Annotated in this window: 14 protein-coding genes and 1 tRNA gene; 6 read left to right on the forward strand and 9 right to left on the reverse strand. The window is 59.0% G+C overall.

Features of this window, described 5'->3' with window-relative positions:
- Positions 1-9 precede the first annotated feature (9 nt).
- The 3 genes from rnc to I5L79_RS02530 form a co-directional block, all read right to left on the reverse strand.
- Positions 10-759, reverse strand: a complete 750-nt coding sequence (rnc, locus tag I5L79_RS02520) for a ribonuclease III (protein WP_196953439.1) — start codon at positions 757-759, stop codon at positions 10-12.
- Positions 759-2,009, reverse strand: a complete 1,251-nt coding sequence (gene fabF / locus I5L79_RS02525; RefSeq protein WP_196953440.1) for a beta-ketoacyl-ACP synthase II — start codon at positions 2,007-2,009, stop codon at positions 759-761. Before fabF ends, rnc begins: the two co-directional genes overlap by 1 nt.
- 196 nt (positions 2,010-2,205) lie before the next feature.
- Entirely contained in the window at positions 2,206-2,442 is a 237-nt protein-coding gene (locus I5L79_RS02530; RefSeq protein WP_019948606.1) for an acyl carrier protein, read from the reverse strand.
- Positions 2,443-2,597: 155 nt separating this feature from the next.
- Here I5L79_RS02530 and I5L79_RS02535 point away from each other — a divergent pair, with 155 nt between their 5' ends.
- Together I5L79_RS02535 and pyk are read left to right on the forward strand one after the other, a co-directional pair.
- Positions 2,598-3,020, forward strand: a complete 423-nt coding sequence (locus I5L79_RS02535; protein WP_196953441.1) for an IPExxxVDY family protein — start codon at positions 2,598-2,600, stop codon at positions 3,018-3,020.
- A 152-nt stretch (positions 3,021-3,172) separates the two neighbouring features.
- Positions 3,173-4,609 carry a pyruvate kinase gene (gene pyk, locus I5L79_RS02540; RefSeq protein WP_196953442.1) on the forward strand — a complete coding sequence of 479 codons (1,437 nt, stop codon included), beginning with the start codon at positions 3,173-3,175 and terminating at the stop codon, positions 4,607-4,609.
- 74 nt (positions 4,610-4,683) lie between these two features.
- On the opposite strand, the gene I5L79_RS02545 is transcribed toward pyk, so the two are convergent.
- Entirely contained in the window at positions 4,684-6,165 is a 1,482-nt protein-coding gene (locus I5L79_RS02545; RefSeq protein WP_196953443.1) for a T9SS type A sorting domain-containing protein, read from the reverse strand.
- Between the two features lie 146 nt (positions 6,166-6,311).
- Positions 6,312-6,569 (reverse strand): 30S ribosomal protein S20, encoded by a 258-nt coding sequence (rpsT, locus tag I5L79_RS02550; protein ID WP_088843362.1) that lies wholly within the window; start codon positions 6,567-6,569, stop codon positions 6,312-6,314.
- A 201-nt stretch (positions 6,570-6,770) separates the two neighbouring features.
- Between rpsT and I5L79_RS02555 the strand changes: the two genes are divergently transcribed.
- The 4 genes from I5L79_RS02555 (at position 6,771) to I5L79_RS02570 (ending at position 9,580) form a co-directional block, all read left to right on the forward strand.
- Positions 6,771-7,760, forward strand: coding sequence for a YheT family hydrolase (locus I5L79_RS02555; protein WP_196953444.1), 990 nt, complete (start codon positions 6,771-6,773; stop codon positions 7,758-7,760).
- A 142-nt stretch (positions 7,761-7,902) separates the two neighbouring features.
- On the forward strand, positions 7,903-8,622 hold the full coding sequence (locus I5L79_RS02560; protein ID WP_196953445.1) for a phosphatase PAP2 family protein: 720 nt from the start codon (positions 7,903-7,905) through the stop codon (positions 8,620-8,622).
- Positions 8,623-8,746: 124 nt separating this feature from the next.
- A tRNA-Leu gene (locus I5L79_RS02565) sits at positions 8,747-8,831 on the forward strand.
- A 98-nt stretch (positions 8,832-8,929) separates the two neighbouring features.
- Positions 8,930-9,580: a phosphatase PAP2 family protein gene (locus I5L79_RS02570; protein WP_196953446.1), complete on the forward strand. Its 651-nt coding sequence runs from the start codon at positions 8,930-8,932 to the stop codon at positions 9,578-9,580.
- Positions 9,581-9,801: 221 nt separating this feature from the next.
- On the opposite strand, the gene I5L79_RS02575 is transcribed toward I5L79_RS02570, so the two are convergent.
- The 4 genes from I5L79_RS02575 to I5L79_RS02590 all read right to left on the reverse strand — a co-directional run bounded on the left by I5L79_RS02575 (position 9,802) and on the right by I5L79_RS02590 (position 14,501).
- A complete protein-coding gene (locus tag I5L79_RS02575) occupies positions 9,802-12,138 on the reverse strand; it encodes a GAF domain-containing protein (RefSeq protein ID WP_196953447.1) in 2,337 nt (778 codons plus the stop codon).
- Positions 12,139-12,222: 84 nt separating this feature from the next.
- Positions 12,223-12,762 (reverse strand): hypothetical protein, encoded by a 540-nt coding sequence (locus I5L79_RS02580; RefSeq protein WP_196953448.1) that lies wholly within the window; start codon positions 12,760-12,762, stop codon positions 12,223-12,225.
- 103 nt (positions 12,763-12,865) lie between these two features.
- Complete coding sequence (locus I5L79_RS02585; RefSeq protein ID WP_196953449.1) at positions 12,866-13,750, reverse strand: T9SS type A sorting domain-containing protein; 885 nt, start codon at positions 13,748-13,750, stop codon at positions 12,866-12,868.
- A gap of 133 nt (positions 13,751-13,883) precedes the next feature.
- Entirely contained in the window at positions 13,884-14,501 is a 618-nt protein-coding gene (locus I5L79_RS02590; RefSeq protein ID WP_196953450.1) for a hypothetical protein, read from the reverse strand.
- Between the last annotated feature and the right edge of the window lie 389 nt (positions 14,502-14,890).

The raw sequence follows: 14,890 nt of genomic DNA on the forward strand, positions 1-14,890 counted from the left end.
TGGCATTTTCTACACGCCCAGCGCCACTAAAGCCCGCTCGGCGGCCAGCTGCTCGGCTTGCTTCTTGGAAAGGCCCATGCCGGTGGCAATTACCTCATCCTCCAGTACCACAGAGGCTGTAAACTCCATCACGCCGCCGGGGCGCGCCTCGCCCTGCAGATCGTAGCGAATGGCTTTGCCGTGGCGTTGCGCCCACTCAATGAGCTTGCTCTTGAAGTTGGTGGTCGTTTGCGTCATGGCCTTTACATCCACGAAGGGCTTGATGAGGCGGCTGAGCACAAACTTTCGGGCGGCTTTGTAGCCTTGGTCGAGGTACACGGCGCCCACTAGCGCCTCCAGGGCATTGCCGTTCACGGAGCGCGAGCGGGTCGACCGTCCCTGGGTAGCGTCGAGCTGGACCAATTTGTCGAGGCCCAGCTTTAGCGCCAGCCCGTTGAGGCTTTCCCGGTTTACGATCCGGCTGCGCATCTCGGTCAGAAAGCCTTCCTGCTCGTAGGGATATTTGCGGAACAGGTACTCCGCCACTACTGTACCCAGCACGGCGTCGCCGAGAAACTCCAGCCGCTCGTTGCTTTGGTGGCGGGCCTGCTCGCCCTGCTGGCGCACCACCGAAGAGTGCGTGAAAGCCAGCTGGTACAGCCGAATATTGTCGGGCGTGCGCCCGATGAGCGTGGCAATGGCCTGCCGAAAAGCCCGGTCCTGCCCCAGCAACCGGCGGAAAAAGCCGAAAAGCGGCAAGGGCTGACCGGGCTTGGGCATTAGTCGCGGAATTTGCGGAACACTACCGACGTATTGTGGCCGCCAAACCCGAAGGTGTTGCTGACCGCAATGTTGATTTCCCGCTCCTGGGCCTTGTTGAACGTGAAGTTCAGGCGGGCGTCCAGTTCGGGGTCGTCGGTGAAGTGGTTGATGGTCGGCGGCACGATGCCGTGCTGCATGGCCATGATGCTGGCTACCGCCTCAATACCGCCAGCGCCGCCCAGCAGGTGGCCCGTCATGCTCTTGGTGGAGCTGATGTTGAGGTTGTAAGCGGCTTCCCCGAATACTTTCTGAATGGCGGTAATTTCGGCCCCATCGCCCAGCGGGGTGCTGGTGCCGTGGGTGTTGATGTAGTCTACCTCGTCGGGCCGGATACCGGCGTCGCGCAGGGCGTTCTGCATCACCAGCACCACGCCTTCACCCGTAGGGTCAGGAGCTGTAATGTGGTAGGCATCGGACGACAAGCCGCCGCCGATGATTTCGGCGTAGATCTTGGCGCCGCGGGCTTTGGCGTGCTCGTACTCTTCAAGTACCAGCGCGCCAGCGCCTTCACCCAGCACAAATCCGTCCCGGTCCTTGTCGTAGGGGCGGGAACCGGTTTCGGGGTCGTCGTTCCGCTCGCTCATGGCTTTTAGGGCGTTGAACCCGCCCACCCCGGCTTCGGTAATGGCCGCCTCCGAGCCACCCGTCACAATCACGTCGGCCATGCCGAGGCGCAGAAAGTTGTAGGCAGCCACAATGGAGTCCGACGACGAAGCGCAGGCCGAGGTGGTCACGAAGTTGGGACCCCGAAAACCGTTCTTGATGGAGATGTTACCCGATGAGGAGTCGGCAATCATCTTCGGAATAAAGAACGGGTTGTAGCGCGGCGTACCGTCGCCCTTGGCGAAGTTGAAGCACTCGTCTTGGAAGGTTTTCAGCCCGCCAATGCCTGAGCCCCAGATGACGCCTACGCGGTCCTTGTTTACCCCTTCAAGCAGGCCGGCATCCTTGATAGCTTCATCGGAGGCTATGACGGCAAACTGCGTGAACAGGTCCATTTTGCGGCCTTCCTTGGTGGGGAAGTAATTATCCGGCGAATAGCCCTTCACTTCGCAGGCAAAGCGGGTTTTGAACTTGCTGGCGTCGAAACGGGTGATGGGGGCGGCCCCACTTTTTCCGGCCCGCAGGCCTTCCCAATAAGCGGGCACCGTGCTGCCCAGGGGCGTAATGGCACCCAGGCCGGTCACAACAACTCTCCGGAGAGACATAGGCTGGCGCAGAGAAGCGAAACTAAAAAGGTAAAAAAGCAAAACGGCCGGCGGCGAGCCGGCCGGTAAGCAGTATGGCAGTCAGTAGTGAGTAGTAAGTAGTTGGTATTGAGTACTGAGAGGCTATGCCATTGGCGCAAGGGCCGGAATAAGCGCAACATCTCAGTACTCAATACCAACTACTCACTACCAGAAACTACTTGGCGTGTTCTTCGAGGTAGCTGATAGCCTGGCCCACGGTACCGATGTTTTCGGCCTGGTCGTCCGGGATAGACACGTTGAATTCTTTCTCGAACTCCATGATCAGCTCAACGGTATCCAGCGAGTCGGCACCCAGGTCGTTGGTGAACGAAGCCTCCGGGGTTACTTCCGAAGCTTCTACGCCGAGTTTGTCGATGATGATGGCCTTTACTTTTTCTGCGATTTCAGACATTTCCGTGGGGGTTTAAAGAAAACTCGCCACAAATAACACTATCTTCCCTAACATTGTCAAACAAAGACGCAATCTTGTCTGGGCACCCGACGTTGCGTGCAGCCGCCCCGGCCGGCTTGTATCTTTGCCCCTGACTTCCTTATTCTCTTCTTGCCATGCTCACTCTCGACGTCGAGTACGACTGTGACTTCGACCTGTTCGGCATCGTGTCTTCCAGCCGGGAACACACCCTGGCCTGGACGCTGAACACGGCCCTGCGCCTGCGCCTCGTGAAACAGCAGGACCTCATCTACGACCTGCTCAGCCGCGGCCGCCTGGTGATTAGCAACTACTTGCACGCCACCGAAACGCTGAGCCTGCGCCTGCTGCGCAACCGCTCCGTGGATCCTTCGGCGCTGAAAAAACCATTTCTGGCGCCCGACATCAAGGAGTACGATTACCTGCTCCAAGTCAGCAACGGCACGGGTAGCCTGGCCGGCGACGAGCTGCTGGCCCGCCTCACAGAGCTGCCAGCCGTGCAGTACGCCTGCCAGTTCGACCCAAATTCTTTAAAATTTAAAGAAAATCTGCTCTTTTGAGATTGTAGCGCGAAGCTCCCGCGGCGCGCATCGTGGCCCGGTATTCCTTACATTGGCCCCCACGATGCGCGCCGCGGGAGCTTCGCGCGCCTGCTTGCTTTCATTGAGCCGCTTTTTTGTCACCTGTTACCCGTCACCAGTTACCGTCCTGCATGGAATCATTTCCCAAGTACAACAAGACCAAAATCGTGGCCACCGTGGGGCCCGCTTCCAATACCTATGAAAAGCTGGCCACGCTTATCCGCGAAGGCGTGGACGTGTTCCGGCTGAACTTTTCGCACGGTGCCCATGAAGAGCATCTGAAGGTAATCAACCTCGTGCGCCGCCTCAACAAAGACCTGCGCACCAACGTGGGCTTGCTGCAGGATTTGCAGGGTCCGAAGATCCGGTTGGGTGATGTGGAAGCCGGCGGTGTCGAAATCAAGGCCGGCGACAAGATCAAGCTGGTGTGCGGCGAAAAGGAAATCACTACGGCCACGCGCCTGAGCACGATTTACCTGGGCCTGGCCCGCGACGTGAAGCCCGGCGACATGATTCTGATCGACGACGGCAAGATTGAGCTGCGCGTGCTAGCCACTGACCGCGACAAAGAAGTGGACGTGGAAGTAATCTACGGCGGTTTGGTGAAGCCCCGCAAGGGTATCAACCTGCCCGACTCCGACGTGTCGGCCCCGTCGATGACTGAAAAGGACATCGAAGACCTGAAGTTCGGCCTGGAACATGACGTTGACTGGATTGCACTGTCGTTTGCCCGCCGCGCCGAGGATATCCGCTTCATCAAAAGCCTCATCGCCGAAAGTGGCAAGGAAGCCCGCGTGGTAGCCAAGATTGAAACGCCCGAAGGCCTGCGCAACCTCGACGAAATCATTGCCATTACAGATGCCGTGATGGTAGCCCGCGGCGACCTGGGTGTGGAAGTGAAGATGGAGGAGGTGCCGATGTCGCAGAAGATGATTGTGCAGAAGTGCAACAAGCTCGGCAAACCCGTCATCGTGGCTACTCAGATGATGGAGAGCATGATTACGGCCCCCCGCCCCACCCGCGCCGAAACCAGCGACGTAGCCAATGCTGTGATAGACGGAGCCGACGCCCTGATGCTTTCCGCCGAAACGGCCGTAGGCCAGTACCCGGTAGAAGTTATCCGCTCGATGGTAGGCACTATCCGCAGCGTAGAAAGCCAGGCCGACGTGTACCACCGCTTCTACCCGGTCGACCCCAACTCGCCTTCCTTCATGGTGGACAGCGTGCTGTCGGCCTCGGTCCATTTGTCGCGCAACACCAAGTCCAAGGCGCTGACCGGCGTAACGCACAAAGGCTACACGGCCTTCCAGATTTCGAAGTACCGGCCCAAGGCCGACATCTTCATCTTCACCGACAACCGCCCGTTGCTCACGGCCCTGAGTTTGGTGTGGGGCGTGCGCGGCTTCTACTACGACCGGTTCAACAGCACCGACAGCACCATCGCCGACATCAAGTATATCCTCACCACCACCGGTCACCTCAAAGCTGGTGACGCGTTCATCACCACGGGCTCCACTCCGGTCACGGAGCACGGCCAAGCCAACATGATGAAGGTGACGGTTGTGTAATCTCTCCTAGTTCATTATCGAAAAACAAGAAGAGTCCACCTGAGAAGGTGGACTCTTTTTATATCTGCGCCGAACTACTCGTGCAGTAAGCGCAAGCGTTGGATGGGTGCTGTAGGACTACGTATCTCCACCATATATACACCCGCCTGCAGGCCTTGCAAAGACAGCACGTTCTGACCTGATTTAATGGCCTGACGGTGCACGACCCGGCCCATAGCATCAAGTAGACAGATAGCTCCACTTGGGCCGGCTGAGTTCCAGGACAGAATAGCCTGATTTGCCGCAGGGTTTGGATAGATATAAGAAGCTGGCTGCTGACGGGCAATTGCCGTAGGGAGCAGCAAGTAAAACTCCTGCTTTTCGCCCCACTCCTGGCAGCTACCGCCAGCCGTGCAGCGGCGGTAGTACCGTAGTTCTTCCTGCGGCGTGCTCACCGCCCCAAAAGGAGCCGCCAACGTGGTGCGCAGCCCCAACAAGTCTAAGCCGGTTTTGTAGAAGCCAGGCCGGCGGGTATCGGGGAAAAGCAGGGCATAACTGATAAGCCAGCCGTTCGTCAAGCCATATTCCTGCGTGAGCTGGCGCGGCATTGCCACGGGGGCCACCGACGCCAAATTTTCTATACTACCAGCCCGCGGCTCATACTCCCAGGTAAGTAGGCTTAGGGAAGGAAAGTGCGCACCCTGCCATTCCCCAGTACGGAGAGACACTGCCCAGCGGGCCTTCCGCACGGCGGAGTAAACGGCGGATGGCGGAGCAATACTACAGGGGCCGGTCTGCCGGGTAATGCTTTGCTCCAGCAGCTCGTAAGCCAGCGTGTCGGCCGTTTGCGTGCGGGCCGTGATGCGCCGCAGGGTATACGTTGTTTGGCAAGGCAACCCATACAAGTAGAAGGTACGCGAACCGAACTCGTCGCCAACCTGCCAATTCAGTGCCCGGGTAGGATACATGTCGGCCTCCGCCCACGGGTGCGGGGCAATGGCGGCCTGCAGAACCAGGGCCGTTGTTGGTTCTGTCTCCAATCCCAAAGGTCCTTCCAGCAACCCATGCGCCTTGCTTAGTCGCAGCTCGGCCCCGCTACTCAGCCGAACGGTCAGCACGGAGTCGAGCACGCCAAATACCAGCTCCCGGCTCCGGCTTGTGATAGTAGCTTGCAGATCAGGCTCCCGAGAAGCTTGCCAGCTGCCATTTTCGCGGGTTTGCGGGCGAATCAGCAAATCAAGCGCCGCAGTCTGCCGGTCGGCCAGCCGGATCAACCGGAAAGCCGAGGTACCGGGCTGTACCACCAGCCGGGCTGCCAGGAGTCCGTTGGGCGTAGCGTAGTAGGATGTAGCTTCTGAACTACGCACGTCTTCCGGCCGCATCAGTCGCCGAAACTGATACACTGAGTCTGTGGCCTCCTTAAAGGCTGAATCGAGGCGCGTGAGGTAGCGCATCGAATGATCGGCCGATTGGTAAGTGTAGATAAGCCCCGGCCGGAAGGGCCGCCAATTCTGAGCAGTGACACTACCCGATAAAAGTAGTCCAGCGGCCAGCAGCAAACGGCAAAGTATTTTCATAGGAACATCGTATACAGTTGTGAATCAAACCAAGAAATACTCCGGCAATAGTATCGATAAATCACTAAGCCACCAACGCGACAAGGCCCGCAGCTTGCGCCGCGGGCCTTGTCTATACTAGAGCAGAAACGCTGGTTTGTTGCCGCTTAGGCAGCCAGCGACTTCACGAACTTAGCCAGCTTCGATTTGTTGTTGGCGGCTTTGTTCTTGTGAATGATGTTCTTTTTGGCCAAGCGGTCCAGCATCGATGATACTTTCTGCAGCAGCTCCTGAGCAGCCGAGGCATCGGTAGTGGCGCGCAGCTTCTTGATAGCGGTGCGGGTCGATTTAGCTTGGTAACGGTTCAGTACGCGCTTAGCTTCGTTGGAGCGGATGCGCTTGAGGGCCGATTTATGGTTTGCCATGGGTATGGTAAAGTGACGTTCTGCTCGAAATCAATTCAATTGGGTGGGCAAAGGTAGGGCTTTGGTTTGAATCTGCAAATACTCCGCCCGAAATAGTGACGCTGCCTGGTCAGCTGCCACCGCGGAATATAGTATGCATGCCGCCTTTTCCGTATCTTGTCAGGTGGTTACGGGTTCCTGCCGTATGCTTTTCCTTTCTTTATGCCTCTTGTTGCTGCTTCTGCCTACCAGCCGCCGCTGTATATGTTCAGCGCCCACCTGCAAACCATTGTGCCCAGCCTGTGGCGCACGGTGCCCGAGGTGCGCTACCAGCGCGAGCGGATAGAAACGGCTGATGAAGACTTTTTGGACCTCGACTGGTCGCGGCAGCCAGCCAGTGGGCCGGCCGCTGATACGTTGGGCATCGTGTCGCACGGCCTGGAGGGCAACGCCGACCGGCCCTACGTGCGCGGCATGGTGCGGGCCCTGAACGAGGCGGGCTTCGACGCGCTGGCCTGGAACTACCGCAGCTGCAGCGGCGAAATGAACCGCCTGCTTCGCTCCTACCACCTAGGTGACACCGACGACCTGGACTTTGTGGTGCGCCACGCCCTGAGCAAGCTGCGCTACAAGCGCATTTTCCTGACGGGCTTCTCGGCCGGCGGCAACGTGACGCTAAAGTACCTGGGCGAAAAACCGGAGCGCGTGCCTCCACAGGTACAGCGGGCGGCGGTTTTCTCGGTGCCTACGGATCTGAAGGCCAGCTCCCACCAAATTTCCCGCCTTGAAAACCGGCTGTACCTCAACAACTTCATGCGCACCCTGCGGGAGAAAATCCGGCAGAAGGCCCTACTCCTACCCGATCAGGTGGACATTTCGCGGCTGGATGACCTGCGCTTTTTCCCGGAGTTTGATGACCGGTACACAGCCCCCATGCACGGCTTCAAATCAGCGGATGAATACTACGAGCATGCCAGCTCCGGGCGCTACCTCGGCAGCATCCAGGTGCCCACGCTGCTGGTGAATGCCCAGAACGACCCTTTTCTACCGCCGGCCTGCTTTCCGCGGGACGTGGCTGCCCAAAGCCGCTACGTGTTTCTAGAAACACCCGAAGCCGGCGGCCATGTCGGGTTTGGGGAGGGCGCGCCGGATGGCAGTTACTACTCCGAGCGGCGGGCCATTGAGTTTCTGACGGCCGAGGTACCGGCCTGAGGCGGGTTAGGGTACCCCGACAATAACAGGGGCTGCTGGCCGTAGGGCTCCTCCAGGGCAAGCGCCCCGAGCAGCCGAAGCATCTTTGCTTTGCAAAAACAGGTTTACATTCACCGCCACTGCTCACCTACCTTTCTCCGACATGACCAACCACCTACGACGCCTGCTGGCCGGAGCGGCCTTGTTTCTCACGGAGTTTGCTTTGGTGGTGCTGGTGGGCGTATTAGGAGTGGCCGGCTTTCTGTACATCAGCCGGGAAGTGCTGGACCAGCACGCGGCCCCGTTCGACGAAGCGGCCTTCCGCTGGACGCAGCAGTTTTTTGGGCAGAAGCGGCAGCAGTGGGTGGAGGCGGTTACGTTTCTGGCTTCCCGCAACTTCATCGTGGCCGCCTCCCTGGCGCTGATTGGCTGGTTTCTGGTGCTGCGGCGGCACCGCTGGTATACGCTCATGGTGCCGGTGGTAGCCCTGGGCGGCATCTGCCTTAATCTGGTGCTCAAGAACATCTACCAGCGCCCCCGGCCACTACTGCCGCTCACCTCGGCCAGCGGTCTGAGCTTTCCTAGCGGGCACGCCATGATTTCGGCCTGCTTCTACGGGCTGCTCATTTACTTAGTGTCCACACATGTGCGGCAGCACCGTGGGCTGCGGGTAGCGCTGATGGTAGGACTAAGCTTACTGATCCTGCTGATCGGGGCTACGCGGGTGTACCTGCGGGTACATTACGCCACCGATGTGCTGGCCGGCTTCCTGGCGGGCATTACTTGGCTGCTGATTGCCATTCCGTTGATCCGACGCCTGGAAAAAATGATTAGAAGACGCTTTCAGCGCAGCCCGCAATTAGTTGAAAAACAGGCTCAGTAGCGCGCATTCGCAATTTATTTTACGAAAATATTAACCCCTGGCTTGACTTTCCCGGAAATAGGCCCGTATCTTTGCAACGTCAAAAGGCTACTCTTCTAAGAGTTCAGGCCTGAGACAAATAGCTGCGCTTGTGGCGAAATTGGTAGACGCGCTGTCTTCAGGCGGCAGTTCCGCAAGGTGTGAGAGTTCGAGTCTCTCCGAGCGCACCACGAAAGCTGGTCCTTTTCAGGGCCGGCTTTTTTGTTTTGGCGCCTGGGTGGCCGGGGCGCTAACCCCATCTGGCCCGCCTGCGTTGAGCACACAACGTATGCGCAACCACCTTGCCCGTCTGCTGGCCCGCCTAGCCGTACTCACCACCGAAGCGGCGGTGCTGGGGTTGGTGTTTGGGGCTGCGCTGCTGCTGTTTTTTTACCTCACCCGCGTGGTGTTTGTGGAAAGGTCGGCAGCGCTGGATGGCTGGGCGTTTCAGCAGCTGGATTCCCTGCGGGCCGCTTGGCCGGGCCTGACGCCCTGGGTCCGGGCCATTACGTTTTTTGCATCGTTGCCGTGGCTGGTGGCGGCGGGCCTGCTGATACCGGCCGGGCTGGCCCGCGCCGGCCATCGGCGCGAAGCCTGGGAAGTGCTGCTGGCGGTGGCCGGCGCGGCCTTGTTCAACCAGCTGCTCAAGCTGCATTACCACCGCATCCGCCCCGACTCGGCTTTGCTGCCCCAGTCTGGCCTGAGCTTTCCCAGCGGCCACGCCATGATTGGCATGGCCCTTTACGGTTGCCTGGCCTGGCTCCTGTGGCAACACGGGCGCCACCCGATATGGGCGCTGCTGCTGGTCGCGTGGGCAGTACTCATCGGGGCTACGCGGGTGTACCTGCACGTACACTTCGCCACCGATGTGCTGGCCGGCTTTGCCGCCGGGCTGGTGTGGCTGGCCTTGTTGCGGCTGGCAATGAAGGTGAAAGTGTGAGCTGGTGAGTCGTCATTGCGAGGAGGCACAACGAAGCCATCTGTCCTCGGAAATGTGTTTCCCGTACTTTCACTAAAAAGCCCTTACCCGTCACGCACGAGTAAGGGCTTTTTACATTTCAGGGCTTAGCACGCTGCCCAGAACGGACTTGCTTTGCCTCTCCCTCGCAATTACACATTGCCCTCATTGGCACATTATCCACATTCAACCACATTCGCACATTAAAGCCTCACCTTCACCCGCAAAGCCAGCAGGCCTTTCACGCCCTGCAGCTCTTCGAGGCCCAGCTCTTCTACCTCGGGCTCCAGCAGGTTGCGGTCCTGCAGGTAGTCGATGTACTCCATGTACTCGGCAGCTTCACGGGCCTGGCTGTACACCAGCGCCAGGTGGCCGGGCTGGGTGAGCCGCTCCCCGGTACCCTGCACGGTGGCCTTATCAATGCGCTTCTTGATGATTTCGTAGCGGATGTTGTAGGCTCCGTCCACGTCGAACTGCCGCTCATCCTGGCGGAAGCGGATGCTGAGCGGCTGGCCGTGGATGAGCACCAGCTGGGTGGTTTCCAGCGGCAGCGGCAGCTGCTTCTTGAGGGCCGCCGTGCGCCGCGTGATTTCCACCATAGCCAGCAGCTGCCACAGGCGCAGGTTTTTCAGGAAGATGAGGTCAAACGGCTTGTTTTCTACCAGGGAGGCGCCCACATAGATGTTGAACTCCACCCCATCGGTTTTGAAGCGCTGGAAGTAGTGCGGAAACATTTTCTGCGCTTTTTCTTCCTCTTCGTCGAGGTAGTCACTCACCATGTCGTTGAGGATGGTCACACTCTGCTCGAAAGCTTTGCGGCGTTTGTAGAGGATGCCCAGCTCCGGGTCGATGTGGTTCCAGTACTCGGCAATGACGGGGCGCAACTCCGGCGTATTTTGGGCCAGGTACTCAAACAGCGGCTCCACCTGCGTGCGCAAGGAGTCTAGGATGGTTACCTCGTCGCCCGTTACCAGGCTCTGGCGCAGGCGGCGCAGGTTTTTGTTGACGTAGAACTTCAGCTCGTCCAGAATAGGCAGGGCCTGCTGCTCGGAGGCCTTTTTAAGGGCCTTGTTGGCTAAAGAGAGCTGCTCAATCAGGTCGGCCTGGATGGCTTCGTTGCGGGCCGTGCTGCTGCCCCTGATGTCGCTGGAGCCGTGCAGCGGGTACACCTCGTGGAAGATGATGTCCTCCATTTCAGCGTTTTTGTTGCCGTCTTCCAGCTGGCTGAGTAGGTTGAGGGCGGCATCGGTAAAGCGCCACTCCATCGTGGGGTGAATGGCCGTGAACTTCTCCTTCACAATGGCCTGCACCCGCGTCTGGATTTCCTCGGCGTTGCGCTTCACCGCCACCGCAAACAGCGGCACAAACTGGTTTACCTTCTCCAGGCAAAACTCGTCCAGGTCGCCGATCTGGGGGGAGCCCAGCTCCAGCAAACCCACCGTATCGTCGCCGTAGGGCAGCAAGGCGAGGATGGCCGAGCGAATGCCCAGGCCCAGGATCTGCTGGCGCAGGTCCTCAGGCAGGTCGGCGGTTTCCACATTTTCCAGAATCAGCGGCTGGCGGTCTACCATCAGGCGGGCGTAGATCTGCCGGAAGCCGGCGCTGGCCTCCTGCTGCTTGGCCAGCTGCTTGGTGATGAAGCTGTGGTTGATTTTGCGGCCAAAATCAACGAAGGCGCGCTTTTTCTCGTCGTAGGCGGCAATGCCCAGCTGCAGAAACGGCCGGCCAAACAGTACCCGCAGCTTTTCCTGAATCTGCTCCAGCCGGTCGGAAGCCTGCAGCACGTCGCGCTCCAGCAGGTCGTACTTCAGCTCCGACAGGATTTCCTGGTCCGTCACGTCTACCAGGTGCATAATGTTGAAGCCGCTCAGCTCGAAATGCTCGGGCGGCAGCATTTCCTTCCATACGTCCAGCCGGTGCAGGTTGTGGCTTAAGTGCTCTATCTGCTCCGGCGTGAGCTCCGGAGGTGTACCCACTACCTGCACGTCCACAAACGTGGAGTTGAAATCGAGGCCGTAGTGCCGGTACAGGCCAATGCTGTAATCGGGCACCGTGAATACAATGGTGGTATTCCAGGGTAGCTGCACGTCGTATACCTTCTCCAGAATCAGCAGGTACGCCATGCGCGCCATGTAGATTTCCAGGGTGGCCGCGTCTACATTCAGCGGCTGCTTGATGGTGCTGTTGGCATTGAGCAGCACTTCCCTGAAGCGCGGCGTCTGATAAAAGCTATAGCGGGTAAAGGGCGGCGTCACCCCGCTGATATCCTTGTTGAAAGAAGCCGGCGGAAACACGGCCAGCATCAGCGTTTCGGTCAGATCACAGCCGCACTCCAAATCGTGCATATCAGTGATGCAACCCCGGCTCCAGGCAGCCTCCTCTACCTGCGTCATCACGGCGCGGGCCAGGGCGGCCGTGCCCGCGTTGGCATCGTGCTGGCGGCTGCTCCAGTACTTGATAAGGGGCTCGAAGCTGAGCGAAGTCTTGAAAGGAAAGAAGCCGGTAGAGGCCGGGCGTTCCAGCGTGTTCACGTTTGTCATACAGTCGGGGCTGGCCGGGGCACGCCACAATGTGGCGGCCGGGGGCCATGCCGGCGTATACGCGAAAAGGGGGGCGGCGGCTGCCTACTTGCGGGTGAGCCTGATGGGCACGATGCCGTTGTTGCCGGCCGGGTCGGTGAGGTCCAGGGGGCGCCCATCCAGCTGCAGTGTTTTCACGCGGTTGCGGTAGCAGGTGCAGCAGCCATCGGCCTCAAAGCTTCCCTCGATGTTCACGTCTGTCAGTTCGTAGCGCTGGGCGGGTTTGGCATTCGGCAACAGGATGCTGTATGTGTAGTCTTCGGTCACCAGGGTGTCGCGGGCCGGGAAGGGCAACGTACGGTCAAGCCGGATAGAATCCGCTACGGCCGTTCGGCGCAGGACTATGCGGGTCGTATCCCGGCGGGGCGTTACTTTTTCGCTGACGGCCTGACGGATCAGCTGAATGGTATCCAGCTCTGCGGCCCGGAAGCCATTGCCGGTCGCCGAAGAATCGACGCTGAACTGCAGATAAATAGCGTCAGCGTGCGCATCCTGGCAGTCGTCGCAGGTGGAGCTGCCGCAGCAGGCTGCCAGGCTCAGCAGAAGCCCCAGAAATAAGATACCAAGTGAAAAGCGTGTGGCCATAAGGTTACAAAGATACGGCCGCCATCGGCCCCTGTTTGGGAGGGGCACAAAAGAAACGCCGGCTCCTGCAGGAGTCGGCGTTTCTTTTGCTTTATCGGCAAGGTCAATTCTTGACGAAGCGTTGGGTTTCGGTACCAGTGCGGGTAGTTATTTTCAGGTAGTACGTGCCCCGGCTGAGGTCCTGGGTGGGCAGGTCGAAGGTGTGACTGCCTTTTTCCTGCTCCGCCTGCAAGAGCGTCCGCAGGGTGGTGCCGCGGCTGTCGAGCAGCTCTATCAGCACGCTGCCGGACTTTGGCACGTCATATTGTACCTGGCTGCGCGGCTCTATTGGATTAGGGTACACGCTCATACGGCCGGGCGCCGACAGAACGGCCGAGGCGGAAGAGCGCGCCGACGCAGCCGGATCAAACAGCAGGAAACGCGTGCCGGTAAACTGGGCGTCAGGCTTTGATAAACGCTGCTTTTGGGGCTTGCTGTCCAGGGGCTGGCTGGCATCGGGCTGGGTGTATTTCTGCCGGATAGCCTGCAGGTCAGTGGTCCATTTCTCACGTTGCGGCTGCACCTCGGCGGCCAGTGCCTGAATCTGCGGCTCGTACTTTTTGGCCAGCTGCTTTACCTCCCGCTCTACTTTCTGCCGGGCTTCGCGCAGGTCGCGGGCCTGCTGGCGCTGGGCTTCCGTCAGCTCCGGGCGCTGGCCTTTGGGCGCTCCGGCCGGCTGCAGGCTGCGCCGAAACTCCCGCTGCTGTTTCTGCAGGGAACTGAGCTGCGCCCGGCACTCAGCCACCTGCGCCCGGTCAGCGGCACTAAGCTGGGCGTCGAGCTTCAGCCTCTGCTGGCGTACTACCGGCAGCACCTGCTGTTGGATGTACGTCTGAGTTTCCTGGCGAACGGGGTTGGGCGTGTGGGCGGCCACCGAGAAATGAGGGCTGCCCAGCAGCAGCAAAGCCAGCGTACTGAGGCGGGCAACGGTCAATAGTGAGGTCTTCATAAGGGCAGTAACGAACAAATGAGCGATGCTGTATAGAGGCCCCAACTAACTTCGGGTTTAAAGACCAAAAAAATAAAACCGCTCCGGCAGGGTGCCAGAGCGGTTTTAACATCAGCCTGCTGAGGCTAGCAGCTTAGTCCTCATGCGGCTGGGTGGTAGAAGCCGCCGCAGGCGCCAGCTCTATTTCCTGCCCGGTACCATCCGGAGTGCCTTCGCCCAACATGGGGCCGGCCGTGATGAGATGGGTCCGCAGGCGGGTAGCGGCGCTGTCGAGCTGGGGCTTGATCTGAGCCAGGGCCTGGCGCAGAGCTTCGGCATCAGCGAGGCGGGGCGCGGCTGTCTGGGAGTAGCCGTGGTACATAGCCACCCGCACGTTGGAGCTGCCCGTACCTATGTAGGAACCCACAACCTCTCCATTGGCATCAATTACCTGCAGCTCGGCACGCAGCTTGGTGCGGAAGTACTCAATAGGGATGCCCAGCAGGCTGGGCGTGAGCATACCCAGCATCTGAATAACGTGGAATCCTTTGCCACCGCGCGTGATCCAAGCTTCCGTCACCTGCAGCTTCATGTAGCCGAATTTGGCGCTGCTGTCGTTTGGCTCAAGCAGGTTCTGCTTGGCTTCGCGCTGAAAAATCTGAATCGGGTCGGTGGTGGCTTCATCCTCAACGCGGTTGAGAGGCCCGTTTTCCACCGCAACTTCCAGGGCGGGCAGTCGCGTCGTCAACGCCGCCGGATTGGGTTTAAACATGATCCGGTCGGCGGAGCGGCAGCTACCCAGGAGTAAGGCCGGTAAAGCACAAAGTAATACAGCGCGGTGTAGAAGTAGCATGGTGGTTAGACGAGTAGTGTAGCGTTGAAGTTCCGAAAGTAACAGACTGATATATAAATACGTGCATTTTATAATAGGAGTATAATGTTTACTTTTTGACTTATTATCAGATAGCCAAAATTTATTTATTTAATCCAACAATATGTTGTACAAATCATTCGAAAGAGCCTCCTCTAGCGCTTGCGTGTCACATTATCATGTGACTCAGAAAATGGTGTGATAGAACATTGCCAATAATACAACAAGCACTATGAAGCAGTGTAGCATGTCTTGGGTTAGGGCCTAAAAACAGGTTTCCCCGTTCCTAG

Origin of the sequence: Hymenobacter guriensis (assembly GCF_015773195.1) — a bacterium.
Classification (GTDB): Bacteria; Bacteroidota; Bacteroidia; order Cytophagales; family Hymenobacteraceae; genus Hymenobacter; species Hymenobacter guriensis.